This window comes from Emticicia sp. GW821-FHT11C11, from assembly GCF_058808615.1.
Genome location: NZ_JBXARV010000001.1, coordinates 1584181 through 1609872, shown reverse-complemented (window position 1 = coordinate 1609872; position 25692 = coordinate 1584181). Strand labels below are relative to the sequence as shown.

Annotated in this window: 21 protein-coding genes; 17 read left to right on the top strand and 4 right to left on the bottom strand. The window is 41.1% G+C overall.

Features of this window, described 5'->3' with window-relative positions; genetic code table 11:
- Positions 1 to 69: 69 nt before the first annotated feature.
- Positions 70 to 576: a GbsR/MarR family transcriptional regulator gene (locus AC1RRY_RS06830; RefSeq protein WP_492817112.1), complete on the bottom strand. Its 507-nt coding sequence runs from the start codon at positions 574 to 576 to the stop codon at positions 70 to 72.
- 337 nt (positions 577 to 913) lie between these two features.
- Here AC1RRY_RS06830 and AC1RRY_RS06825 point away from each other — a divergent pair, with 337 nt between their 5' ends.
- The 4 genes from AC1RRY_RS06825 (at position 914) to AC1RRY_RS06810 (ending at position 8253) form a co-directional block, all read left to right on the top strand.
- Positions 914 to 2287: an aminopeptidase P family protein gene (locus AC1RRY_RS06825; RefSeq protein WP_492817114.1), complete on the top strand. Its 1374-nt coding sequence runs from the start codon at positions 914 to 916 to the stop codon at positions 2285 to 2287.
- A 50-nt stretch (positions 2288 to 2337) separates the two neighbouring features.
- Positions 2338 to 3597, top strand: coding sequence for a glucuronyl esterase domain-containing protein (locus tag AC1RRY_RS06820; RefSeq protein ID WP_492817116.1), 1260 nt, complete (start codon positions 2338 to 2340; stop codon positions 3595 to 3597).
- A gap of 142 nt (positions 3598 to 3739) precedes the next feature.
- Entirely contained in the window at positions 3740 to 4606 is an 867-nt protein-coding gene (locus AC1RRY_RS06815; RefSeq protein ID WP_492817118.1) for an ABC transporter ATP-binding protein, read from the top strand.
- A gap of 20 nt (positions 4607 to 4626) precedes the next feature.
- Positions 4627 to 8253 (top strand): ABC transporter permease/M1 family aminopeptidase, encoded by a 3627-nt coding sequence (locus tag AC1RRY_RS06810; protein WP_492817120.1) that lies wholly within the window; start codon positions 4627 to 4629, stop codon positions 8251 to 8253.
- 78 nt (positions 8254 to 8331) lie between these two features.
- On the opposite strand, the gene AC1RRY_RS06805 is transcribed toward AC1RRY_RS06810, so the two are convergent.
- Positions 8332 to 8862 carry a hypothetical protein gene (locus tag AC1RRY_RS06805; RefSeq protein ID WP_492817122.1) on the bottom strand — a complete coding sequence of 177 codons (531 nt, stop codon included), beginning with the start codon at positions 8860 to 8862 and terminating at the stop codon, positions 8332 to 8334.
- A gap of 524 nt (positions 8863 to 9386) precedes the next feature.
- Here AC1RRY_RS06805 and AC1RRY_RS06800 point away from each other — a divergent pair.
- A complete protein-coding gene (locus tag AC1RRY_RS06800; protein ID WP_492817124.1) occupies positions 9387 to 10646 on the top strand; it encodes a nucleoside permease in 1260 nt (419 codons plus the stop codon).
- A 60-nt stretch (positions 10647 to 10706) separates the two neighbouring features.
- Here AC1RRY_RS06800 and AC1RRY_RS06795 read toward each other — a convergent pair whose 3' ends face one another.
- Positions 10707 to 12143, bottom strand: coding sequence for a sodium:solute symporter (locus tag AC1RRY_RS06795; RefSeq protein WP_492817126.1), 1437 nt, complete (start codon positions 12141 to 12143; stop codon positions 10707 to 10709).
- A 197-nt stretch (positions 12144 to 12340) separates the two neighbouring features.
- Here AC1RRY_RS06795 and AC1RRY_RS06790 point away from each other — a divergent pair, with 197 nt between their 5' ends.
- The 9 genes from AC1RRY_RS06790 (at position 12341) to AC1RRY_RS06750 (ending at position 21890) form a co-directional block, all read left to right on the top strand.
- Entirely contained in the window at positions 12341 to 12634 is a 294-nt protein-coding gene (locus AC1RRY_RS06790) for an ATP-dependent Clp protease adaptor ClpS (protein ID WP_492817128.1), read from the top strand.
- A gap of 65 nt (positions 12635 to 12699) precedes the next feature.
- On the top strand, positions 12700 to 13314 hold the full coding sequence (gene recR / locus AC1RRY_RS06785; RefSeq protein WP_492817130.1) for a recombination mediator RecR: 615 nt from the start codon (positions 12700 to 12702) through the stop codon (positions 13312 to 13314).
- A 37-nt stretch (positions 13315 to 13351) separates the two neighbouring features.
- Positions 13352 to 14047 carry a phosphoribosylanthranilate isomerase gene (locus AC1RRY_RS06780; protein WP_492817132.1) on the top strand — a complete coding sequence of 232 codons (696 nt, stop codon included), beginning with the start codon at positions 13352 to 13354 and terminating at the stop codon, positions 14045 to 14047.
- A 66-nt stretch (positions 14048 to 14113) separates the two neighbouring features.
- Positions 14114 to 14809, top strand: coding sequence for a superoxide dismutase (locus AC1RRY_RS06775; protein WP_492817134.1), 696 nt, complete (start codon positions 14114 to 14116; stop codon positions 14807 to 14809).
- A 102-nt stretch (positions 14810 to 14911) separates the two neighbouring features.
- Entirely contained in the window at positions 14912 to 17521 is a 2610-nt protein-coding gene (locus AC1RRY_RS06770; RefSeq protein WP_492817136.1) for a DNA gyrase/topoisomerase IV subunit A, read from the top strand.
- A gap of 86 nt (positions 17522 to 17607) precedes the next feature.
- The gene (locus tag AC1RRY_RS06765; RefSeq protein WP_492817138.1) at positions 17608 to 18498 is read left to right on the top strand and encodes a DUF6454 family protein; all 891 of its coding nucleotides are present in this window, start codon (positions 17608 to 17610) and stop codon (positions 18496 to 18498) included.
- A 130-nt stretch (positions 18499 to 18628) separates the two neighbouring features.
- Complete coding sequence (locus tag AC1RRY_RS06760) at positions 18629 to 19414, top strand: helix-turn-helix domain-containing protein (RefSeq protein WP_492817140.1); 786 nt, start codon at positions 18629 to 18631, stop codon at positions 19412 to 19414.
- A 111-nt stretch (positions 19415 to 19525) separates the two neighbouring features.
- Positions 19526 to 19693, top strand: coding sequence for a hypothetical protein (locus AC1RRY_RS06755; RefSeq protein ID WP_492817142.1), 168 nt, complete (start codon positions 19526 to 19528; stop codon positions 19691 to 19693).
- A gap of 328 nt (positions 19694 to 20021) precedes the next feature.
- Positions 20022 to 21890, top strand: coding sequence for a peptidoglycan D,D-transpeptidase FtsI family protein (locus AC1RRY_RS06750; RefSeq protein WP_492817144.1), 1869 nt, complete (start codon positions 20022 to 20024; stop codon positions 21888 to 21890).
- 54 nt (positions 21891 to 21944) lie between these two features.
- Here the strand turns inward: AC1RRY_RS06750 and AC1RRY_RS06745 are convergent, their stop codons facing one another.
- Complete coding sequence (locus AC1RRY_RS06745; protein ID WP_492817146.1) at positions 21945 to 22823, bottom strand: PIG-L deacetylase family protein; 879 nt, start codon at positions 22821 to 22823, stop codon at positions 21945 to 21947.
- A gap of 103 nt (positions 22824 to 22926) precedes the next feature.
- On the opposite strand from AC1RRY_RS06745, the gene AC1RRY_RS06740 reads away from it, so the two are divergent.
- The 3 genes from AC1RRY_RS06740 (at position 22927) to AC1RRY_RS06730 (ending at position 25690) form a co-directional block, all read left to right on the top strand.
- Positions 22927 to 23628: a carbohydrate-binding family 9-like protein gene (locus AC1RRY_RS06740; protein WP_492817148.1), complete on the top strand. Its 702-nt coding sequence runs from the start codon at positions 22927 to 22929 to the stop codon at positions 23626 to 23628.
- A gap of 113 nt (positions 23629 to 23741) precedes the next feature.
- Positions 23742 to 24362 carry a hypothetical protein gene (locus tag AC1RRY_RS06735; RefSeq protein WP_492817150.1) on the top strand — a complete coding sequence of 207 codons (621 nt, stop codon included), beginning with the start codon at positions 23742 to 23744 and terminating at the stop codon, positions 24360 to 24362.
- Positions 24350 to 25690, top strand: a complete 1341-nt coding sequence (locus AC1RRY_RS06730; RefSeq protein ID WP_492817152.1) for a hypothetical protein — start codon at positions 24350 to 24352, stop codon at positions 25688 to 25690. Before AC1RRY_RS06735 ends, AC1RRY_RS06730 begins: the two co-directional genes overlap by 13 nt.
- The last annotated feature ends 2 nt before the right edge of the window (positions 25691 to 25692 follow it).

The following is a 25692-nucleotide window of genomic DNA, read 5'->3' as shown; positions in this document are numbered from 1 at the left end:
CTATCTGAGAGATGATTACTGCTTAACCCCAAAACTCCAAAAAAAATACAGCTCTAACGAGCGAAAAACTTATTTGTTGAAAACTTTGATAAAATTGCTTATCAGCCAGTTTTCATCCGATTTTAATAACGAACTCAATGTATTATCAGCAAAAACTGTTACGGTGCTGATATCATTAACTATTTTCAGAAATTCTTCTTTTTCGGCACTATCAGGCTTTACACTTTCTTTCAAGCCTTCCATTGCTTCAATCAATGGGGTTATTTCTCTTCTCCGGCGTTCTTTTGCAATCTGTTTGGCCACTTTCCATATATCCTTTTCTGCAATAAAATACTCTTTTCTTTCTCCGGGAAGAAGCTGTTTATATATCAGACCCCAATCCATCAGATCGCGCAGGTTCATGTTTACATTTCCCCTCGAAATCTGAAGTTCTGACATAATCTCGTCGGCATTCATAGACTTTGGCGCAAGCAAAAGCAGGGAGTGAATCTGTGCCATAGTGCGGTTAATACCCCACTGCGTGGCAAGAGTACCCCAAGTATGGATAAACTTGTCTTTTGCTTCTTTTAACTCCATCGTAGACATCCTTAACTTTATATTATATTTTGCACGTAAGCGTAATTGTCTCAAAGTAAAATAACAATTTTGAATTTTCAAAATTTTCTGAAAATATTTTGGAAAATTCAACACAAAAACGAATCAAATTTACAATTTCGTAATCGACTGATTAACAGCTATTTATAATTTCACTAAAATCGTTCTTTAAGAAGCCGCAATTGCAGCCTCCTGAAACTGATTCAGAAAAATATTTTAGAGCGTTATTTCATTCATTTGTGCACCATAAATTATTAGACTAAAAGCCTGTAATTTTGAGTCAATTTTACTTATTTCGTATTCTAAACATCAGCAGATAATGTTCTCTACGCAAACCTATATCGAAAGACGCAACACCCTGAAACGTACTGTTGGAAGCGGCCTGATTTTAATAATGGGCAATGAAGAAGCTCCCATGAACTACCACGACAATACCTACCGCTACCGACAAGACAGCAATTTCTTGTATTATTTTGGCATTAGTCTGGCAAACCTGGCTGCAATAATCGATGTGGATTCGGGTGAAGAGATTATTTATGGCGATGAATTTACAATGGACGACATTATATGGGTTGGTCCTCAACCTACATTGGCCGATCAGGCTCGTAAAGTTGGGGTCTATCGAACAGAAGCCTACGCAAAGCTGGCCGAAAAACTGGCTGGTGTAAAAAAAGTACACTATACACCACCCTATCGCTACGAAAACAAATTCAAATTGAGTACTTGGCTGAATATTCCTGTGGATCAGTTAAAAGAAAAAGCTTCTGTTGATCTTATTAAAGCTATTGTCGGCCAACGCTCTTATAAATCGGCAGAAGAAATTGTACAGATGGAAGAGGCTGTAAACATCACGCGTGAAATGCACATAGCAGCCATGCGTGAAACCAAAGCAGGCCGGAAAGAATTTGAAATAGCTGCCCTGCTCCACCAGAAAGCAAGAGAAGGTGGCGGAGACCTTGCTTATCCTATCATTTTCAGCATCAACGGACAAACCCTGCATAATCATTATCATGGTAACACCATGACCGAAGGGCGCCTGGCACTGAATGATTCAGGGGCTGAAAACAGCATGTTCTATGCAGGAGATATAACCCGGACGATTCCGGTAAGTAAAAAATTCACCGGACAACAAAAAGAGATTTACAATCTGGTTTTGCAGATGCAGCTAACGGCCATAAAAGCGCTAAAACCCGGGGTTCTTTATAAAGACGTGCATCTGCTGGCCAACAAAGTACTACTAGAAGGACTAAGCGCCCTTGGGTTTGTAAAAGGGGATATTGATGAAATGCTGGTTGAAGGGGTACAAGGTCTTTTCATGCCTCATGGGCTCGGCCATGCCATCGGATTGGATGTACATGACATGGAAGACCTGGGAGAAAATTATGTGGGTTATAGAGACGGACTGGAAAGAAGCACACAATTGGGTTTGAAATCACTCAGGCTGGCAAAAGAATTAGAATCTGGCTTTGTTGTGACTGTGGAGCCCGGACTTTACTTTATTCCGGACTTAATTGATAAATGGAAAGCAGAGAAAAAATTCACCGACTTCATTAATTATGAACAGTTGGAGAAATACAAAGACTTTGGAGGGGTACGTATAGAAGATAACTGTTTGATAACGGCCGATGGCTATCAGATTTTAGGGAAACCAATCCCGAAAACTACAGAAGAAATAGAAGATTTGAAAAATTAGTTTAAATTGAGGTACATTTTTAGAAAATGTACCTCAATTCTTTTAGAACCATGAAAAAACTTCTCTTCATCTTATATTTCATCCCGCAAATGATGCTCGCACAGAATGTCAATTACGACGAAACTCTGATACCGCCTTATACCTTACCTGATATTCTGACAGGTACTGATAACCAGAAAATCACTTCACCGGCACAATGGGAAGCTAATCGTCCGGCTTTGCTCAGGCTATTTGCCGAAAATGTATATGGAGTTACACCTCGAATTACAACCCGCAAAAGGTACAAACTCATTGAAACAAAAAATGATGCGCTCGGAGGCAAGGCTATCCGCAAACAGGTATTGATTACGTTTGACGACTACCCTCACCTTAGCGGCATCAATGTTTTACTGTATATTCCTAAACATGTAAAAAAACCGCCGGTATTTGTCGGACTCAATTTTGAGGGGAATCACTCCATCGGCAACGACCCTGATGTACTGATTACACAGAACTGGATGATTGATTTTCAGAAAAATCCTGATTACGTATATAATAACAGGGCTCTTTTGGCGTCAAGAGGTAAAGCGGTAGTAGAAAGCTGGCCTGCCGAGACCATCATCAATAATGGTTTCGCTATGGCTACTGCCTATTATGGAGACATAGAACCGGATCATGCCAATGGCTGGCAATTGGCCTTGAGAGGGTCAATTGGTACACCTGACGAAAAACAATGGAGTGCAATGGGTGCCTGGGCCTGGCAGTTAAGCCGGATACTGGATTATCTGGAAACTGACAACGATGTTAACAGCAAAAAAGCCATCGCCATCGGGCATTCAAGGCTTGGGAAAGCTGCTTTTTGGGCAGCAGCACAAGACCAGCGATTTGCCGCTTTTATATCAAACGAATCAGGAGAAGGCGGTGCAGCACTGAAAAGACGTTGGTATGGCGAAACCCACGAGATTATCAACACTAATTTCCCTCACTGGTTTTCAGCAAAATACAAAACCTTTGCAGGTAACATAACTGCTCTCCCGGTCGACCAGCACCAGTTGTTTGGTTTAATTGCTCCCCGGCCTGTGTATGTATCAAGTGCTGAGGGCGATCAATGGGCTGATCCTATGGGCGAATTTCTTTCTCTCAAAAACGCAGAACCGGTTTTTGTTCTCTACGGAATAAAAGGATTAGGCACAGATACGCAACCACCGGCAGATAACCCGGTCGGTAATTACATACGTTACCATTATCGTTCAGGTAAACATCACATGAATGCCTATGACTGGGAGCAATACTTGAAGTTTGCAACCGAAGTAGTCAACAAACCGAGGTGACGGTCATAGTATTTAACACTAATTAGTAAAAGAACCGTTTTTTATAGCAAAATCTTGCCCTTTCATCATAATCGTCAGCATTTTTCAATCTTTTCTCTGTATATTAACAGGTAATTTTTCTATCCTAAACACCTTCTTCATTATGCAACTTGTTATTTCCAATCTCAACAAAACGTATTCCAACGGCGTTCATGCCCTGAAAGACGTTAACCTCACAATCAATCAGGGAATGTTCGGCCTGTTAGGGCCAAACGGCGCGGGTAAATCATCATTGATGCGCACCATAGCCACCTTACAGGAGCCGGATAGTGGAGAAATCAGTCTTGGAAATATTAATGTGCTGGTTCAGAAAGATGAAGTACGTAAAACATTGGGTTACCTGCCTCAGGAATTCGGCGTCTATCCTAAAGTAGATGCACTCACCTTATTGAATCACCTGGCGGTTCTGAAGGGCATAACCAATGCTTCTGAACGCAAGGCAGTTGTAGAAGCCTTATTGCAAAAAACTAATCTCTGGGATGCCCGCAAAAAGAACCTCGGAGGATACTCAGGGGGTATGAAACAACGGTTTGGCATTGCTCAGGCACTCTTAGCTAACCCGAAACTTATTATTGTAGATGAACCTACTGCAGGTCTTGACCCTGCCGAAAGAAACCGTTTTCTCAATCTTTTGTCAGAACTCGGTGAAAACACAGTGGTAATATTATCGACACACATTGTAGACGACGTGAAAGAACTATGTTCGGACATGGCCGTATTTAATAAGGGAGAAATACTTTTCAAAGGCAGCCCCGATGAAGCCCTGAAGGCAATTGCCGGTAAAATATGGGAGAAGCGCATCACCAAAGCAGAGCTAGCTGACTACAAACAGAACTTTAAGGTGATATCTGAAAAACTCATTGCAGGTAACCCGATTATCCATGTTTATGCCGATAGCAATCCGGACGGATCGTTTGAAGCCGTTGAGGGCGACCTGGAAGATGTTTACTTCTCTAAAATATTTGCTTAAACCTTATACACTTCTCTGACATGTTAAAAGAAATACTAAGGTTTGAGTTTTCATACAGAAAAAACCGACCTGCTACTTATATCTACTTCGGTATCTTATTTATACTTTGTTTTGCTGCCGCCACCTCTAAATATGTAAGTTTTGAGGGCGTAGCCGGAGGACAAATCAAAGAGAATTCGCCTTTTTTTCTGGCCACGATGACCATCATCATGACTTTCTTCATGACCTTCATCTGCTCGGCTATTATGGGTGTAGCCATACTGCGAGACTTTGAACACAAAGTGGAGTCGTTAATGTTCAGTACTACCGTATCAAAGTTCGACTACCTTTTCGGGCGATTTGTGGGTTCTTTTCTGGTGATGGTTCTGGTGTATTCAGCCATCTGGATGGCATTGATGTTAGGTTTCAGTATCGGCGAATACCTACCATGGGATCCGTCATGGAAAGGTAAATCAATGCTACCCTTTAATGCCTGGTCTTATTTTCAGCCGTTCTTGTTCTGGGGTATTACCAATATCTTTATTCAGGGAGCCATCTTCTTTGCAGCCGGAGCTTTAAGCCGCTCTACCGTTGTTATTTATACGCAAGGTATCGTGTTATTTGTATTGTATCAGATAACGGATACTATTTTAGGAGATATTGAGAACAAAAATCTGGCTGCCCTACTTGACCCATTCTGCTACAGGGCCTTCAATATCTATACTGAATACTGGACACCCGCCGAGAAAAATACGCTGATTGCCCCTCTTGATGGCGTTCTGCTATGGAACCGCCTCATCTGGGTTGGCATTGCCCTGCTTATTCTGATTGCAACCTATTATTCTTTCAGCTTTAATGTGGTTCGAAGCAGCCTGTTCAAGAAAAAAGCAATGAAAGAAGAAAAATCTGCGATACAACCGGAAGCAGTGCGCATTCCTTTGGTTCACCAGTTTAGCGGCTTCTCAACCAGCCTGAAACAACTCTGGAAAGAATCAGTTTTCTATACAAGAATGGTTGTGCGCGAAATCCCTTTTATAGCCATTATTTTTGTAGGCCTGGCCGATCTGACAATCAGCTCGTTCTACTTTGAAGAAATGTACGGCACAAGTTCCTATCCTATTACGGCCAATGTAATTGGCCTGTTGAATAATTTTGACCTCTATTTTCTGATTATTGTGGTATTCTATTCAGGTGAGCTAATCTGGAAAGAAAGAGTAACCAACATGCACCTCATTATAGATGCAACACCTGTAGCCGATTGGGTGAATCTTTTCTCCAAATTCATTGGTCTTCTGCTCATTTATATAGGTTTGTTGCTTATTCTGATAATATCAGGTGTACTCATCCAGGCGAGTCATGGGTATTTCAATTTCGAGATATCACTTTACTTCAAATCACTTTTTGCTAATACACTTATATTTCTGGTGCTTTATACATTGCTTTCGCTCTTTGTGCAGGTAATGGCCCATAATAAATTTGTAGGCTTTGCCATGATGTTCGTCTTCTTCCTGGTTACTTTCTTTCTGGGGGCATCGGGCATACAGCATCCTTTGTTTTCATTTGGTAGTGGTAGCTTGCGCGACTACTCCGACATGAACAAGTATGGGCACTTCATTACCCGATTCTCCTGGCTAAAACTTTACTGGCTGTCGCTGGTAGCTTTTCTGTTTATAGTAGCGGTTGTATTCTCAGTTCGGGGGTCCGAAGCCGTTATGAAAACACGATTGAGAGTAGGTAAATTGCGCCTGACACGTTCGGTTATTACCATTGGTTTCTTTTCGTTCGTGTCGTTTGTAGCAGTAGGTTTGTACGTATTTTACAATATGAACAAACTGAACACTTACGAAACCCGCGAGGAAGGCGAAGAAAAACGAGTAGCTTATGAAAAAGCCCTGAAGAAATTCGAGCATCTGCCTCAGCCTAAGATAATTGATGTAAACCTGAAAGTGGAGGTATATCCGCTAGACAGGAATTTTACGGCAGAGGGCTATTTTTGGCTGAAAAACAAAACCCAGAAAACGCTGGCGGATGTGCACATACAAAATGACGAGCAGCACAATATGAAGCTTGAGTATCTGAAGTTTGACGGAGGAGCTAAAGAAAACAAAACCTATGCCAAATACGGATACACTATTTATACACTTAATACGCCTCTGGCACCCGGCGATTCGGTGAAAATGTCGTTTAAAACCAGATATGAAACCAAAGGTTTTGTGGCCGGTGGGGGCAATACTGATGTGGTATATAACGGTACTTTCTTTAATAATCTGTATTTCCCAACCATCGGATACTCAGATAATTATGAACTGAGCGATGATGACACCCGTCGCAAACATAAACTACCTGAAAAGGAACGGATGATGGAACAGACAAATCCTGTGGGTTTATCGCAGAGCTTATTCGGTGATGACGCCGATTATATCCGTTTCGAAATGGTTATCGGTACCGAAAAAGACCAGACCGCTATTGCGCCGGGTTATCTGCAAAAAAAATGGAACGAGAACGACCGTCAGTATTTCCATTATAAAATGGATGTGCCCATGTGTAATTTCTACTCTATTGTATCGGCCCGGTATGAGGTAAAAAAAGACAAATGGAAAGGTGTAGACCTGGAAATTTACTATAATAAAGGGCACGAATACAACCTGGATAAAATGATGGCTTCCATGAAAGCCTCTTTCGACTATTTCTCTAAAAATTTCAGCCCTTATCAATACCGCCAGTTGCGAATCATGGAATTCCCGCGTTATTCAGAATTTGCACAGTCGTTTGCTAATACGGTTCCGTTTTCAGAGGGTATCGGGTTTATTCAGAAAGTAGCAGACCCGAAAGAAGACCTTGATATGCCCTATTATGTAACTGCCCATGAATTAGGACACCAATGGTGGGGGCATCAGGTGGCCGAAGCCAACGTGAAAGGCAACGCCATGCTTTCAGAAACACAGGCGCAATACTCTGCACTAATGGTAATGAAACATGCAGTTACACCTGAATTGATGCAGAAATTCCTGAAATATGAACTCAACAGTTACCTGAAAGGACGTGCCACTGAACGCAAAAAAGAACAACCGCTGAATATGGTTGAGGGGCAGGGTTATATTCATTACCGCAAAGGCTCGGTAGCAATGTTTGCCCTTCAGGATTACATAGGTGAAGAAAAAGTGAATCTGGCATTGAGAAACTTCCTGAACGACTGGCAATATCCCGGACCCGATTCAAAAAATAAGAGGTACCCAACCAGTAACGATTTATTGAAGTATTTCAAAGAACAAACACCTGATTCGTTGAAAAGCATTATTACAGATATGTTTGAAACCATCACTTTGTTTGAAAACAAAGTCGAAAAAGTTGAATATAAGCCTTTGAAAGACAAAACCTTTGAAGTAAAAATTACTGCTGTAAACGAGAAATTCAGGGCAGACAGCTCGGGTGTTGAATCACCGATTGCTATTAACGACTGGATTGACGTAGGTGTTTACGGAAAAGACAAAGACGGAAACGATAAGTTATTGTATCTGAAAAAACACAAGATTACTCAAAAGCAGAACACTTTCACGATCATTGTAAAAGAAGAGCCTAAAAAAGCCGGTGTAGACCCGATCAACAAACTCATCGACCGGCATGCAGAAGACAATACCAAAGCAGCAGAAAAAGCAGAAGGTATTTAGATAAGTGCAGAAAGCGGTTATCTTCTATGTTTAAAATCAATACAAAGCTTGTTTTTAAACATAGAAGACAGCCTCTTCTTAATTGATAGATAATCCTAAACTTACACCCCCTCTCAGTTCAAAAGTATGTAAGGCATAAGATGGCGTAAAAGTAGCTCTAAGAAAAAGAACTCTCGGTTTTGGAGGAACGTCAAAAACTATATGCTGCCTGAAGCCCACTATCATAAATATATTACTCCGCAGTTCACCTCCTTTATAAGCACTCAAAGTATAACCAAGGCCCGATTCACCAAAAAATTCCATAGAAACTTTGGAAGGCCTGGTATGCACATTTCTAAAAAGACTTTTGCGCAGATTATTAAAAAGAAAATTATAAGTAGCCGTTAGTGGGAAAGATACGCCTCCGCCATTAGTAGCATCAGGCACGGTTGTTCCATTATTTAGTTTAAGCGAATCTCCGGTACCACTTGGCAGAAACCCCACTCCCCCTCGCAGACTAAGAAAACTGGTTTGCCAGCGAACAGGTAAATGCTCATAATTAACTGAGGCTATGGGGCTTGATGCAAACGATTCAACCATCAAAGCTGAAGTATAACGCGACCGGTACATAAGTTGAGCCTTGCTACTATTAAAAAACAGCAAAACAAATAAAAAGGACAGTAAATATTTCACGATGTATATTAGGAATGACTTTCAATTAAAGCACGATAAAAACGTATTAAAGCGTGTTCATTTCAATAATATTTGCTTAATTCACAGTTTAACTCTAAAATCAGACACAGATTTTGAGAATAATAGGTAAAAAATCAATAAACTGCATTAATATATACAATATACCTAAACTCTATAAACTCTATATGTTACTACTTACAGGCATTTTCAGAGCAACTCTTACTTCAGAAACATTCTGTCAGAAATCAATCTATCAGAAAACCTGTGCACACAAAACGTTCAATATCAGACATTTATTACAATCTTAACAATAGCTTTATCAATTACAGTTCAAGTAATGTCTGTAACTACGAACGCTGGTTTTATGAACTTGGCAAGTTACAAAGATACTTTTATATGATTTTAAAATCAGCTATTGTCTAAAAATTTATTTTAATCAACATTCTATCCCTTTTTTTACAATGAGTATCAGGTTCAGATTAATCGTTATGAATTTCCTCCAGTTTTTTATTTGGGCATGTTGGCTCATTACAATCGGGAGTTACTGGTTTAATAACAAACATTGGTCAGGAGCAGAATTCGGAGCCATTTTCTCTACCATGGGTATCGCTTCACTTTTTATGCCGACACTCACGGGTATCATTGCCGATAAATGGGTAAGTGCCGAAAAACTATACGGAATTCTGCATCTATTAGGAGCGGCAGCTTTGTTATATATTCCACAAGTCAATAATCCCGGCGATTTTTTCTGGGCTATTCTGCTGGTAGTTATTTTCTATATGCCTACCATTGCACTGGCCAATTCTATTGCCTATACCATTCTTAACAATAAACAAAACGATATTGTAAACGACTTCCCTCCTATCCGCGTGTGGGGTACGGTGGGTTTTGTAGTTGCCCTCTGGGTTATCAGTTTAACGGGTAACGAAACCTCACACAATCAGTTTTATATTGCGGCCGGTGCGGCCTTAGTGTTAGCGGTTTATTCGTTTACCTTGCCCAATTGCCCTCCGCCGGCAGCCAAATCAGAGAAAAAGACAATTGCCGAAACATTGGGCTTAAACGCCTTCTTTTTGTTTAAAGATGTGAAAATTGCCATGTTTTTCATTTTTTCCATGTTTCTGGGGGCCTCATTGCAATTAACTAATGCCTATGGAGATACTTTCCTGCACGATTTTGCAAATATCGAAGTTTATAAAGATGCCGTGGCTGTAAAGTATCCTGCTATTATCATGTCGATCTCTCAGATTTCGGAAACCTTATTCATTCTGGCGATTCCGTTCTTTCTGAAAAGATTCGGTATTAAACAGGTAATGCTTTTCAGTATGTTTGCCTGGGTATTGCGCTTTGGTCTGTTGGCTTATGGGAATCCGGGTGATGGACTGTGGATGATTATCCTTTCTTGTATTGTGTACGGAATGGCCTTCGACTTCTTTAATATCTCAGGCTCATTGTTCATTGAAACCTATACCAGCCCTAAAATAAGAGCCAGTGCGCAAGGGTTATTCATGATGATGGTGAATGGCTTCGGAGCCATTTCAGGCAGCTTAATAAGCGGCTATGTGATTCAGAAATATTTCACTCTTCCCGACGGCACAAAAATCTGGAACAGCATCTGGCTTACCTTTTCAATCTATTCATTAGTGGTAGCCATTCTGTTTGCCATATTGTTTAAACACAAGCACGAAAAGAATCCGGCAGAAATAAAGCTAAATCATTAAGCCAAAACGAAGAAAGCTGCAGATGTCTGCAGCTTTCTTCGTTTTATAGATATTCTACTTTTATTTCCTCGAAAATATAAAAAGCCCTACAAAAGTTATAAATCCATTCAGCATCAGTTTTGAGAATCCGAATTCAAACGAAAACACATTCATACTGATTTCTTCCAAAACGTAAGTCAGAAAAGGAGATGCCACACATATAAACGGTACGAATTTATCAATCACCGGGCGTTTCATATATAACCCAAAAGCAAACAAGCCCAACAATGGTCCGTAAGTATAGCCTGCAATATTAAATACAGCCGAAATTACCTCCTGACTGTTCAAAGCCTTGAACACCACAATTACTATAATAAACACAACCGTAAAACCAATGTGTACCCAGTGTTTCAATCTTTGTCTTTCTTTTTCTGTACGATTCTCAAATTTCAGAAAATCCACACAAAACGAGGTGGTAAGCGCTGTAAGCGCCGAGTCAGAACTGGCATAGGTGGCAGCCGTAATACCCAATAGAAACGTAACAGCCGCAAAAGTACCGAAATGATTACCCAAGGCCAGCCCGGGATACAAATCGTCTGTTTTGGCCGGTATGGGCAAGCCCATTTTTTCTGAATAAAAATATAGTAATACTCCCAGGCTCAAGAACAAAAGATTCACAAACACCAGTACTACATAAAACCAGAACATATTCTTCTGTGCTTCGCCTATACTTTTACAGGTCAGGTTTTTCTGCATCAGATCCTGATCAAGCCCTGTCATGGTCATGGCAATAAATGCACCCGACAGGAAATCTTTCACAAAATGATGTTTATTGGCCCAGTCCCATACAAATATTTTAGAGTAAGAGCTGCCGGTAATAGTTGTTAACAATTCACTCCCGGTCAGATTCAGCTGTTTGGATATCAGATAGATAGTCATCACCAAAGCCGCCAACAAAAAGAAAGTCTGAAGCGTATCGGTTATAATAATGGTTTTTACTCCCCCTTTAAAAGTATATACAAAAATAAGGCTCATGGCTATAACTACCGTCAGTTCAAACGGCACACCCAAATCTTCAAAAATAGCCAGTTGTAACACCTGTACTGCTACATACATTCTTACAGCCGAACCCACAGTACGCGAAAGCAGGAAAAAGGCAGACCCAGTTTTATACGACCAGAACCCAAAGCGTTTTTCAAGATAACCATAGATAGAAATCAGATTAAGCTTATAATACATGGGCATCAGAATCGTGGCAATTACCCAATAGCCCACTGCATAACCCAACACTACCTGAAAATACGAAAATTGTATTTTTCCAACAGCGCCGGGTACCGAAACGAACGTTACACCCGAAATTGATGTTCCTATCATACCAAAGGCTACCAGGTACCAGGGCGACTGGCGATTGGCCGTAAAAAAAGTATTAGTGTCGGCGCCTTTGGCGGTATATACAGATATAAGGATCAGAACCAGAAAGTAGATAACCAGAATGGTCAGGGCAAGCGTAGAACTCATTGTACAGGGGTTTATCTGTTTATGTCAATTTAGGTCAAATATCAAAACTTTTTTTGCCATAACAAAACTGCTGTTTTCAAAGAATGAATTATATTAGCATGAAAATAGCAGCTATATACGCACAATAAGTCTGTTTTCTTAGTAGTTAATTGATTGTTAATCAGATTATTACATTAAAATATAGTAAAGTTTATAAAATGACACCATTACCGAATCCGGAGGTTGAAATCATTGAGGAAGTAATTGAGGATATTGCAAGCGTTAAACTATGGGAATTGGTTGTGTATAATGATGACTTTAATACCTTCGACCACGTGATTGAAACTTTGATTGATGTTTGTCAGCATTCGCCCGAGCAAGCCGAGCAATGTACGCTTATCATTCATTATAAAGGGCAATGTGCAGTAAAATCAGGCGATTTTGAAGAATTGGTTGCTATGAGAAACGAAATCTGCAAAAGAGAAATCTCGGCCGAGGTAATGCTGAGATAGAATATTTCTACTCAGTATTCAATCCATTACACTATTTATCTGTTACAATAAAAGGCCTTATTGAATTGAATTTCCCCTCTAAACTAATAGAAGACGCTGTCGTCGAAATCTCTAAGCTACCCGGTATTGGAAAAAAATCTGCATTGAGACTGGTTCTGCATTTATTGAAACGAGAAGAAACGCAGACACAACTGCTGGCCGATGCGCTGATTGCCATGCGCACAAAAACATCCTACTGCCGGCAATGCCATAATATCTCAGATGATGAACTATGTCTGATCTGCGCCTCATCACGCCGCGACAAGCACCTTATCTGCGTAGTGGAAGACACCCGGGATGTACTGGCTATTGAAAACACAGCGCAGTACCGTGGTTTGTATCATGTGCTGGGGGGTATCATATCACCCATGACGGGCATCGGGCCAAACGACCTCAACATCGATTCGCTTCTGAAAAGAATAGAGCACACCGACGAGGCAGACAAAGTTCAGGAAGTGATTCTGGCACTAAGCCCAACCATGGAAGGTGATACTACCGCCTTTTATCTGCAGAAGAAACTAAAAGTTTATCCGGTTAAAATCAGCACTATAGCCAGAGGTATCCCCATTGGTGGTGATCTGGAATATGCAGATGAAGTAACCCTCGGCAGGAGTATCCTGAGCCGCATAGCATATGAGTAAAACCGGCGCAGAATTTTGCACGGAATTCTAAAAAAACATGACACACCCGGAAACACAAAACACAAGCCCTGCTCCGCGACGCATACCACGTGTTAAGATCTGTTGTATCAGTACTATTCAGGAGGCGCAGGACGCCATCAGTTTTGGTGCCTCTGCTTTAGGCCTTGTAGCCAGAATGCCGAGTGGTCCCGGCCCGATAGCAGATGAGTTAATCCGCGAAATTGTAGCGACCATACCACCCCCTATAGCCTCATTTCTGCTTACCAGCCGCACTGATAGTAAAGCAATCATTGAGCACCAGAAACTGGTAAACAGCAATGTGGTTCAGATTGTTGACGCCCTGGAATCGGGTAAGTACGAAGATTTCAGACAGGAAATTCCCGCTATAAAAATAGTGCAGGTTATACACGTAATTGATGAAAAAACCATTGATGAGGCATTGGCAGTTGCCGGGCAGGTAGATGCTCTTTTACTCGATTCGGGTAATCCGAATCTTACGGTAAAAGAATTAGGCGGAACCGGGCGTGTACATAATTGGGCAGTGAGCCGTAAAATTGTAGAACAATCAAAAGTGCCTGTATTTCTGGCAGGTGGATTAAATGCCGGAAACGTAAGAGAGGCCATTGACCATGTTCAGCCTTATGGGCTCGATTTATGCAGTGGTGTCCGAACAAACGGCAAACTTGATTTGTTTAAACTGGAAACATTTTTTAATGAAATTAATAAGATTTAAGTCTTTATATTTGTACATATCAAATTTCAAGTAGACTATTTATTACATAAATCCCCTGCATAAACCATGAACAGAAAAGATTTTATCAAAGCAATTGTCGGAAGCTCCTTTTTATTGAAAATGGGCGATGTCTTTGCAAAACCTGTCAGCTTTGAAGGTATGCATGTCCTGGCTCCGCTTCCTTATCCCAACGATGCGCTTGAACCTTATATAGATAAGCTAACGATGGAGATTCACCACGATCGCCACCATAAAGCATACGTAGACAATCTGAATAAAGCCATTGCCGGCACAGAACTTGAAAAAGCAGCCCTTACAGATTTGCTGAAAGACATAAGCAAGTATCCGGTTGCGGTAAGAAATAACGGCGGCGGACATTGGAACCATACCTTTTTCTGGCAGATATTAGGACCCAATGCGGGTGGTGCACCCACAGGTAAACTGGCCGCGGCTATCAACAGTTCGTTCGGTAGTTTCGATAAAATGAAAGAAGAATTTGCCAAAGCAGCTACCACCCGTTTCGGTTCGGGCTGGGCATGGTTAATAGTAGATGCCGATAAGAAATTAAAAATAACGTCAACACCTAATCAGGATAACCCGTTGATGGATGTAACACCAGACAAGGGAACACCTATACTAGCTATCGACGTTTGGGAACATGCGTATTATCTGAAATATCAGAATAAACGTGCCGATTATATTAACGCTTTCTGGAACGTGGTAAACTGGAATAAGGTGAACGAAAAATTTGCTTCTGCCTGATTATAACTCATTTTATAGCAACGCTTTGAAAAGGATTTACGCATAGTAAGTCCTTTTTTGCTTATTTTCAGGCAATTTTTTGCTATATTTGCTCCCAAATTAATGCTTTCTGAATTGACTCCCATGAATGATGAAAAACCTAAATATGATCCGCTTCATCAAAAAGAAGTTATCGATGACATGTTCGAGAGCTGGTTTCTCGACTATGCATCGTATGTAATTCTAGAGCGGGCAGTACCAGCCATTGAAGACGGTCTCAAGCCCGTTCAGAGACGGGTAATGCATGCGCTGAAAGAGATGGACGACGGCCGCTTCAACAAAGTTGCCAACGTAATAGGCTCTACCATGCAGTTTCACCCCCATGGCGATGCTTCTATCGGAGATGCCATTGTGGCACTGGGTCAAAAAAATCTTTTGCTCGACACCCAGGGTAACTGGGGTGATATACGTACCGGCGACAGCGCCGCTGCTCCGCGGTATATTGAGGTACGTTTGTCTAAATTTGCCAACGATGTGCTGTTCAATGAAGACACCACCGAATGGCAGATGTCTTATGATGGCCGGAAGCGGGAGCCTATCAATCTTCCTTCCAAATTTCCATTGTTACTGGTGCAGGGTGTTGAAGGTATTGCCGTGGGTCTTTCTACCAAAATACTTCCGCACAATTTTATTGAGGTCTGTGAGGCAGCCATAGCATTTCTGAAGAAAGAACCTTTTCAGTTATACCCCGATTTTCTTACGGGTGGTATGATTGACATAAGCACCTATAATGACGGTTTACGTGGTGGTAAGGTAAAAGTAAGAGCCAAAATTATAGAGGCTGATAAAAAAACCCTTATCATCAACGAGATACCTTATGGAACAACAACAACCTCACTTATTGATTCAATCATCAAAGCCAATGATACAGGCAAGATAAAAATCAAAAAAGTAGAGGATAACACAGCCAAAGAAGTATCAATCATTGTGCATCTGGCACCTAATACTTCTCCGGACATCACTATCGATGCCCTGTACGCATTCACAGAATGTGAAGTTTCCATTTCGCCCAATGCCTGTGTTATTATTGATGAAAAACCTCTTTTTGTAACTGTAAGTGAGATTCTCCGTCTTGCCACCCAGCAAACCATGCACTTGCTGAGACGCGAGCTGGAAATCAAAAAACATGAGTTAAAAGAAAAATTACTTTACAGTTCTTTAGAGAAAATATTCATTGAAAACCGTATATACCGCGACATTGAGGAGTGCGAAACTTTTGAGGCAGTAATAGAAACTATAGATAAAGGTCTGGATCCTTTCAAAAAAGACTTCTATCGCGAAATTGTAGAAGAAGACATACTACGCCTGTGCGAGATCAAAATCAAGCGTATTTCTAAATACGACTCATTCAAAGCCGATGAGCTGATGCGTCGCCTGGAGCAGGAACTCGCCGAAGTAGAAGACAACCTGCAGAATCTGGTTCGCTATGCCGTTAATTTCTACAAGGAGATTCTCAGAAAATACAGCAAAGGCCGTGAGCGTAAAACCGAAATCAGACAATTCGGAGCTGTGCAGGCAACAATTGTAGCAGCCAATAATCAGAAACTTTATGTAGATCGCGAAGGCGGCTTTATTGGCTATGGTCTCAAAAAAGACGAATACGTAATGGATTGCTCGGATATCGATGAAATCATCGCTTTCAAACGAGACGGCAAGTACGTAATTACAAAAATTCAGGATAAAGTCTTTGTCGGAAAAGACATAGTCTACTGCTCGGTGTTCCGCAAAAACGATGAGCGGAAAATATACAACGCAGTTTATATAGATGCCAAATCGGGCACCTCTTATGCCAAGCGTTTCTTTGTGGCGGGTATCACACGCGACAAAGAATATGACATAACCATGGGTAGTCCGAAATCGAAAGTATTGTATTTCACTGCCAATGACAATGGTGAAGCCGAAATCGTTACCGTAAACCTGACTGCCAACTCGACTGCCAAAAAGAAACAATTCGATTGGGATTTCTCGAAACTGGCTATTAAAAACAGGAATTCGATGGGTAATGTGCTTACCAAATTCCCGGTCAGGAAAATCATCCTGAAGTCTGCCGGTAAATCAACACTGGGAGGTGTCGATATCTGGTTTGACGCGGTAATCGGTAAACTCAACCGCGATGAACACGGCTTGTATCTGGGTAATTTCGGACCGGAAGATAGAATACTGGTACTTTACAAAGACGGTCAGTATGAATTGACCAACTTTGAGCTCACCAATCGATATGAACCAAAAGAGATCGCCACCGTTGTGAAATTTGTCCCTGAAGGCATCATCTCTTGTTTATACTTTGACGGCGAAAACAAGACCTATTACATTAAGCGTTTCAAAATTGAAACTACAACCATCGATAAGAAGTTTCTTTTCATTACCGATACCAAAAACTCACGGATGCTGACGGTAAGTACCGACAAATATCCGCGCATGCAGGTAAAGACCAAGGCTGATAAAAAATCATCTGCAGAAGACCAAACGATTAATGTTGATGAATTTGTTGAAGTGCGTGGCTGGAAGGCTATCGGTCATAAGCTGAATGTCTTTGAAGTGATAGAAGTACAGATGCTGGAGCCCAAGCCGGAGGAAGTTGAAATAAAACAGGAAGTAGTTGAAGAACCGGAAGAATCATCTGAAACACCAGACACTGCCGAAGACAACGACGGCCAATTAGCTTTATTTTAATAGTGAGTCAATCATAATTTAACAGCATATTGAGGGGAAATTTCGATTTCCCCTTTTATATTTCTGCTACTTTACATCTATTCTATATGCGCTACTTACTACTTATCGTTTTTCTGGGTTTCTATTCCTATTGTGCGGCGCAATCTATTGCCGATAAAATAAAGAAATTAAGACCTGACACCCAGTGGCAACAGGTAGCGGCTATTCCTTTACAATTTCCTGCCTATCACCCGCAGGGCATGGTCAGAATCGACGATTTTTTCTATCTGAGCTCTGTAGAAGTAAAAGCTTCGCCAAAAAATGGAAGTACAGGTGAAGGAACAGGGCATCTTTTTAAATTAGATTCTGCCGGCAAACTCATCGCACAAATCACATTAGGTGAAGGCACCATGTATCACCCCGGTGGTATTGATTATGATGGTACAAATATCTGGATACCTGTAGCCGAATATCGCCCAAACAGCCAATCCATTATTTATAGAGTTGATCCCAACACCCTGCAAGCAAGTGAAGTAACGCGTTTTCAGGAGCACATCGGCGGCATTGTACATAATACCGATACACACTCGCTCTTTGGCGTTAGCTGGGGTTCAAGGAATTTCTACCAATGGACGCTCAAAAAAAATAACACAATAAAAAATACAGGTCTGTCTCCGGAAAAATTACGTATTCCCAACCCTTCATTTTATATCGATTATCAGGATTGCCACTATGTCGGCAATAACCTCATGATTTGCTCGGGTCTGCAACGCTATAGCCACAATGGGCAGACAGTCAGGTTAGGAGGTTTCGACCTCATCAATCTGAAAGACTATCGCCCGGTACACCAGATACCTATCCGCTTATGGTCTCCCACAGGTAATCCTATGACCAACAATCCTTTCTGGGTTGAATCTACTCCTAAAGGAATCAGGGCTTACTTTATACCTGACGATGACAAGGCCGCAACGCTTTTTATCTACGAAGCAGTTTTATAAGCCGGAATAGGTTATTACTTACACCGATACAGTCTATTGAAAAAAAAATCTTCAGAATATTTGGAGGATAGAAAAATAGTGCCTATACTTGCCGAAGGTTTCGGCATAAAAATCCGAAAATATCGGCAACATGAAGACAGGTACTAATAAAACATTGCTTTCAGTCAATATAGCTCACTTAAGGAAGCTAAAAGAACTAAGCCAGGGAGCATTGGCCGAAACGCTCAACGTACCGCGAACCACGCTGGGCTCATGGGAAGAAGGCAAATCGTCTCCTACCATTGATGGTCTGACAAATATAGCCAGGTTTTTTGGAATATCAATAGATGCGCTTGTAACTATTGATCTGACTACAGCAACTGATCCTCAAAGCCTGATTGAAATAGGTGGCAGACGGGTGTTGTTTCCGATGATGGTCGATGAACATGGCAATGATATGATTGAACTGGTACCGGTAAAAGCTTCGGCGGGATACATGACAGGTTACAACGACCCGGGGTTTATTCAGAATCTACCGCGCATCTCTCTGCCTTACATAGCCAACGGCAAATACAGAGGTTTCCCGATTATCGGCGACTCCATGCCTCCGCTTGAAAAAGGCGCTTTTGTGATTGGTAAGTATCTGGAGAATCTGGCTGAAATAAAAGACGGCAAAACTTATGTGATACTGACACAAAACGATGGGCTGGTTTATAAACGAATACACCAGTTTAATAAAGCTGACGGGTATTTAACGCTTCACTCAGACAATACCTATTATGCACCATACCGATTACCATTTAAAGAAGTTTTTGAAATATGGGAGTTTGTCTGCAGCATTAACCCTGCCGACACACAACCTTCGGACTTAATTTTCTCGGTGCTGCAAAGCATACAGAGCGATGTAAACACCATTAAATTGAACATGAAGCTGTGATTTATATCGATAGTAAGGAACTCGACAAAGCTGGCTGATTATTAAAATCATTTTTAACTATCTAATAATTCTAAAACAAAAGAAAAGATGCAAACCGCTAAATTTTTAAGTATGAAAATCTATGAATATATGGCAGAAGGAACCGACTTCAAAATGCATGATTTCCTGCCGGCATCCAATAAAAAGCAAGCGATAAAAAAAGTTAAGGTAACCATAGCCAAAATGGGTTATCAGAAACCCACCTACCTTAACTTAATAGCTATATCAGACAATAAATGATTTTTATGATTGAATCCCATCACATCCCAAGAAGAGCAGCAGCAGAGAAATAGTAAATCCACACAACGTTTTTACTCATAGCAACAATTGTCCTTTCACAGTTACAAACTATTTCTCTCTGTTCTTCTTAAGTTTTTTAACCTTCCTGTTACTGATAATCAAGGAGAGCGAAAGTCCGTATCAGACCGGCATTTCGCAGGTTTATACAAGCTGCCTTATCAGTTGCAAAGTTTTTATATCGGCACGAAAAATATTCTTGTACCTTATGCAAGAAATTTATCCAAAACTTAGTTAATTTCGTATTGTGCTTTAAACAATTACAATACGAATGCTTGAGAACCGAAAAAAAACCATTCTTTTTATCTTCTTTACCATACTTTTCATTTATGTTGTAAGATTACTCTATCTTCAGGTTATTGATGACAAATATCGTTCAGTAGGTTCAACTAACGCTATCAGAAGAGACATCCAGATACCTCTGCGCGGGCAAATCTATGATCGTAATGGTAAGCTATTAGTTGCTAATGTAGAAGTGTATGACATGTACGTAACACCTCGTAAGGTGAAACCTATGGACACGCTCACGTTCTGTCGTCTGTTTGGGATTACACGCAACTATTTCGACAGCACCATGCGAATCGCCAAACAGTACTCAATCAATAGAGCTTCTATTTTTCTACGACAGTTATCGAAAGAAGACTACGCAAAAGTGGCCGATGCAATGGTCAATTTTTCCGGGTTCAATTTTGAACAATCTTTTTTCCGCACTTATCCGGCACATACCATGGCTAATGCTCTGGGGTATATCGGTGAGGTATCTAAGACACAATATGAGGCACAGGGAGAAATTAAATATTATAGAAAAGGAGACTACATAGGCTTAACAGGTCTTGAAAAAGAATATGAGCTTGATCTGCGAGGGCAAAAAGGTACCCGTTTTACGCTGGTAAATGTAAAAGGAGAAGAAAAAGGTTCTTACAGTGAGGGTAGTTACGATACGCTGGCAGTTATAGGTAAGGATTTGCATTCGACTGTCGATATGGAAGTACAGCAGTTTGCCGATAGTTTGTTCCAAAACAAAGTTGGTGGCGTAGTAGCCATAGAACCCAACACAGGTGAAATCATTGCCCTAGGCTCTTATCCTACCTATGACCCTAACGAGCTGTCAGGCAAGCTCTTTTCAGCCAAATTCAGAGAATTGTCTCTAAATCCGGATAAACCGCTAATCAATAGAGTCACTAATTCTTTCTATCGCCCGGGTTCCACTTTTAAACTGGTACAGGCAGCAGTAGCTTTGCAGGAAGGGGTCATTACTCCTACTACTTCTTTTACGGGTTATCCTTCGCCAATGGCCTGCCACGGCCATTCATCACTCCATACGGCCAATTTGCACAATGCCATTCAAAGTTCTTGTAACCCTTACTTTTTTAATGTGTTCAAGAAAATAATTGGCAATAATGATGAATCCAATCCTTTTGTATCTGCCCGCGAGGGGCTGGCTGTATGGCATACCATGATGGAAAAATTTGGGTTTGGCGTTAAATTAGGTGTCGATTTACCGGGTGAAAAAGCCGGACTTTTGCCCAGCGTTGAACGATATGATAAGGTATATGGGAAAAACGAATGGAAATTCTCCAATATCTACTCTTTAAGTATCGGAGAAGGAGAATTAGGGGTAAACGTATTAAAGCTGGCGAATCTGTGTGCCGCTTTGGCGAATCGTGGATACTGGGTAACTCCCCATCTGATCAGAGGAGTCGGACAAACCAAGGGAGGTGTAAAGCCTGATCTAGTTAAGGTACATCAGACAGGTGTAGAATCCAGCTATTTTGAGCCGATAGTAAATGGCATGTATGCCGTGGTTGAAAGTGGCACCGGCCGTGTAGCACGCATAGAAGGTATTGAAATTTGTGGTAAAACCGGCACATCGCAAAACAAAAAAGGTGGTGACCACTCGCTTTTCATCGCATTTGCCCCAAGGGTGAATCCAAAAATTGCTATTGCCGTGGTAGTTGAGAATGGTATCTGGGGAGCCCGCGCGGCCGCTCCGATAGCCTCTCTGATGATAGAAAAATATCTGAACCGTGATATTAAACGCAAGGAATATGCAGTGCAAATCATGAACACAAGCTACCGCACTACAGCCGCAAGCAAAGGACAAGGCCAACAACCAAAGAATTTCAGTCCGGAGAATTAATAATAATTTTTATAAAAGACAGCGCCCTTTCGTAAACGGAAGGGCGCTGTTTTGTTATTGGGTTTTCAACATCGGGAACAGTCTCTTTAAATCATCCTCAGTAGGTCTGGATCCATACTCACAAACTTCGAAAGTCTCGGCGTGTTTTACATTGGCTGCCTGCGTTTTTCCATACCATTTTTCGAGCGATGCTCTCGCTTCCGGTGTAATAGTAACTGCACGGGTCTTAGTCAGCCAGGTTTTTCTTTCTGCATTTCCTTTCGGAACCTGGTCTAAGAACCCGCCAATCCAGGGTAACCATTCGTAGAACTGCGATACGTGGGCATCCAATGCATGAATTTTCTGGTCATACACGCCTGAAATATCAATGGCTACATCCGGTCTGAAGGGGTTTGGCCTCTGAAAGCCATCCTGAAAATACAAAAATACCGGATTCTTCTTCAATGGCGGAACGTCAGGCGCCACATTGGGCACACCCACCATATAAGCGGCATCCTGCACTAAAACACCGGTGTAGCGATGGTCGGGGTGATAATCGTTAGGGCGAGGGGCAATCACCACATCTGCTTCCCACTCTCTTATTTTCCGTATAATTTGTAGTCTTACATTCAGGTTAGGCAATAACTCGCCGTCGTGGTTGTCGAGCACATCATACTCTACGCCAAAGCGCTTACCAGCCTCTTTTGCTTCGGCTAATCTTCTTTTGGCCAGCATGCCACCACCTTCACTCTGGTGCCCCGCATCGCCATTGGTTACAGAAACGAATTTCACGGCATGACCCAATTTAGAGAATAAAATACCTGTTCCGCCCGACTTCAAATCGCAGTCGTCCGGGTGGGCACCAATCATAATAATTCTCAGGGGCTTTTGTGTCTGGCTGTAAGTCGTGGCGCTTACCAGCAAGAAAGCCAGTAAAAATATACCTCTTAGCATAATGGTTTTGTTTAAAGGATTGAATTTTAGTAAATTACGGTTAAAAATATAATATTTTTGTATGGTAAACAATCTATTCAATCTACAAAAAACACAGCTGCACATGCGTACCTTCAATTCTTTTATCATTATCTTGTTTTTGCTTGGCCAAGCCCCTGTTCTACTAGCGCAACAAGGGCAACTTACCGTTTTAAAAACACCTGACTTTGAAGTTGACGGTACGGGTGCCAACAGCCACTGGTCTAAAACCAGTTGGATTTCACTACCTCAACGCCGGGCAGAAGGCAAGGTTTATGCAACCGATGCAAAAGTGTTATATTCAGATACAGGCATCTATTTTCTGTTTCATTGCCAGGACTCCCTCATTACCTCTACCCTTAAAGAAGACTTTGCAAACCTGTATCTGGAAGATGTGGTAGAAGTTTTTCTATGGACTGACGAGAGCGTGCCGCTTTACTTTGAGTACGAACTATCGCCTTATAACTATGAGTTACCCATTCTGGTACCCAATACAAAGGGCACTTTTTTTGGCTGGCGGCCCTGGCACTACGAAGGTGAACGCAAAACCCGCCACGCGGCACATATTGAAAAGAAAGGAAATAACATTACAGGCTGGAACGCCGAGTTCTTCATACCTTATGCTCTGCTGAAACCGATGAACAATGTGCCGCCTAAAAAAGGAACACGCTGGAGAGCCAATATGTACCGGATAGATTATGACAAGAAAAGTTCGGCGTGGTCATGGCAACTCACAAGAACCAATTTTCATGATTACGAGAAGTTTGGCACTTTTATTTTTGATTAATTGAATGAAACTATTGAGGTTAATAATAGTTCATAACTATAGCACCTGAGAATGATTTAGCATTTTTATACTTTTACTACTGATTACATTCGTTGTTTTTAGCTGTAGTGCATATGGAAGATGTAGACCTATTTCCTAAAAACAATACCAAGCGCTTTTCACCGCAATTCCGGAAAGCGTTTCTGTTACTGGTAGCTAATATGATTGGACTAGCTATCATTTTTATACTTCCCCAAAACGTCTCGTTTCTAAAATATAAAGTACAGGGTTTTTACGCTACAAAATCGCGTGTAGGGTATAATTCAGACAGTACTACCCGCTACAACCTTATTTATGCCAAAGAAGCTGCCATTATCAATCTGTTAGATTCAGTACTACAGGAAGACGATATCTTTCTTTTACCCTCGCAATATTATCTGGTAGAAAACGCTTATCGAATTAGTCCCCCTACCGACCCTTATACATGGACATACCCCAGTAAATTCAAGAATTTAGCCATGCACAAGGTAAACTTCGTTGAAATCACTTACCCTGATTCTTTGCTTCAAAAAGCAACACATACTTTTTTAGCCAATAAGAAAGGTCTTCACTTAATCAGTTTTGCCGATTATTCGGCAAAACAAAAAGAAGCCATTATTAGTAAACTGAAAACCTATCAGCCTTTTGGTTTTTTTATACCCCAAACCGCCGTTGATTACCTGAAACAAAAAAACAAAAGCCAATGGAAGCGTTAGCAATTCTGTTACATATTATTACAGGAGCAGGCCTGCTGAGCATTTTCCGCATACACAGGCATCTGATTGCTTTTATATCGCTGGCTTTTTTGTTGGGTATTGGTATAGCTTCTTTTGTTCCTTTTCTGTTAGAACTGGCCCATATCCGTATTAACAAGTCTTCAGTTTTCATTAGTCTGGTAGTTTTAGCACTAGGCAGTCTTATATCCGGTATTCGGAACAAAAACTTTTTAGCTCAAATAGCCACTACTACTAACATGAAAATCAGGTTTTACGAAATACCTTTTTTTCTGATTACGGCCTATTTTATGTATATCAGTCTCTGGAAATGCTATTTCTATCCGAATATTCCTTTTGATACCATTGTCGGGCCAGAACTGATAGCTAAAGCCACTTTTTTTGAAGGCACACTCCGGAATACTGTTTATACCGACTTCTTAACACATACGTATCCGTTAAGTAATCAACCTTACTATGCTCCTTTCATAATGCTGATGCAGGTTATTTATCTATGTCTGGGCTCATTGTTTGGTAAAGTGTGGCTTTCAGGCATGGTGTTGGCTTTCTTTCTTTACTTTTATTTCGAACTACGGCATTATATACACCCCCTGTTGGCTGGATGGCTGCTCACATTGCTGTGGTTGATGCCCGAACTCTATTCTTACACTTATTTAGTACAAACCGATTACCCGAACGCTATATTTTTGTTCATTGCTTTTGCCTGTTTGTATCGGTATTATCTGGCTAAGACTCCCAATCAGTCCGAATTCTGGGTATCCAGCCTGTTCTTTGGTTTTGCCTGTTGGTCGCGTACAGAAACTATTCTTTTTCTGCCGGTTGTACTGTTGTTTTTGCCCAAACAGAAGTTTATTTCCAAAGCAATCTTGTATGGTCTTATCCCCTTAGTTTTGTTTATAGGCTGGAATTACATTTTCTTAGGTATCATTGTTCCCAAGTCCATTCCTTTAGGGAAAATTAATCTCGACTTCAATCACTATTTTTCACGTGGGTGGGCAACATTAATAGGCACACATAAAATCATGTTCGATACTGCTTATTGGGGCTACAGTTTTATTCTATTTTTTATCATTCTGCTTATAAACATTAGCCTCTACCGAAACAAAACCGAGCTGCTTAAGTTAAGTTGGGTAATGGGTATGCATATTATTTTTATGCTTATTGTGTTGCACATTGAGGGCGCCAATATTCCTTTCACTTTCAGAAGAGGCTTTTTCAAAATCATTTTTCTCACCCTGTTTTATACGGGCACCAGTCAGTTATTGATTAATTGTTCGAGATGGATTGATCGAATGACAGGAAACCGGTAATC

Coding starts and splice junctions, on each gene's coding strand:
- AC1RRY_RS06830 (WP_492817112.1), bottom strand. CDS start 576: ATGGAGTTAAAAGAAGCAAAAGACAAGTTTATCCATACTTGGGGTACT.
- AC1RRY_RS06825 (WP_492817114.1), top strand. CDS start 914: ATGTTCTCTACGCAAACCTATATCGAAAGACGCAACACCCTGAAACGT.
- AC1RRY_RS06820 (WP_492817116.1), top strand. CDS start 2,338: ATGAAAAAACTTCTCTTCATCTTATATTTCATCCCGCAAATGATGCTC.
- AC1RRY_RS06815 (WP_492817118.1), top strand. CDS start 3,740: ATGCAACTTGTTATTTCCAATCTCAACAAAACGTATTCCAACGGCGTT.
- AC1RRY_RS06810 (WP_492817120.1), top strand. CDS start 4,627: ATGTTAAAAGAAATACTAAGGTTTGAGTTTTCATACAGAAAAAACCGA.
- AC1RRY_RS06805 (WP_492817122.1), bottom strand. CDS start 8,862: ATGTACCGGTCGCGTTATACTTCAGCTTTGATGGTTGAATCGTTTGCA.
- AC1RRY_RS06800 (WP_492817124.1), top strand. CDS start 9,387: ATGAGTATCAGGTTCAGATTAATCGTTATGAATTTCCTCCAGTTTTTT.
- AC1RRY_RS06795 (WP_492817126.1), bottom strand. CDS start 12,143: ATGAGTTCTACGCTTGCCCTGACCATTCTGGTTATCTACTTTCTGGTT.
- AC1RRY_RS06790 (WP_492817128.1), top strand. CDS start 12,341: ATGACACCATTACCGAATCCGGAGGTTGAAATCATTGAGGAAGTAATT.
- AC1RRY_RS06780 (WP_492817132.1), top strand. CDS start 13,352: ATGACACACCCGGAAACACAAAACACAAGCCCTGCTCCGCGACGCATA.
- AC1RRY_RS06775 (WP_492817134.1), top strand. CDS start 14,114: ATGAACAGAAAAGATTTTATCAAAGCAATTGTCGGAAGCTCCTTTTTA.
- AC1RRY_RS06770 (WP_492817136.1), top strand. CDS start 14,912: ATGCTTTCTGAATTGACTCCCATGAATGATGAAAAACCTAAATATGAT.
- AC1RRY_RS06765 (WP_492817138.1), top strand. CDS start 17,608: ATGCGCTACTTACTACTTATCGTTTTTCTGGGTTTCTATTCCTATTGT.
- AC1RRY_RS06760 (WP_492817140.1), top strand. CDS start 18,629: ATGAAGACAGGTACTAATAAAACATTGCTTTCAGTCAATATAGCTCAC.
- AC1RRY_RS06755 (WP_492817142.1), top strand. CDS start 19,526: ATGAAAATCTATGAATATATGGCAGAAGGAACCGACTTCAAAATGCAT.
- AC1RRY_RS06750 (WP_492817144.1), top strand. CDS start 20,022: ATGCTTGAGAACCGAAAAAAAACCATTCTTTTTATCTTCTTTACCATA.
- AC1RRY_RS06745 (WP_492817146.1), bottom strand. CDS start 22,823: ATGCTAAGAGGTATATTTTTACTGGCTTTCTTGCTGGTAAGCGCCACG.
- AC1RRY_RS06740 (WP_492817148.1), top strand. CDS start 22,927: ATGCGTACCTTCAATTCTTTTATCATTATCTTGTTTTTGCTTGGCCAA.
- AC1RRY_RS06735 (WP_492817150.1), top strand. CDS start 23,742: ATGGAAGATGTAGACCTATTTCCTAAAAACAATACCAAGCGCTTTTCA.
- AC1RRY_RS06730 (WP_492817152.1), top strand. CDS start 24,350: ATGGAAGCGTTAGCAATTCTGTTACATATTATTACAGGAGCAGGCCTG.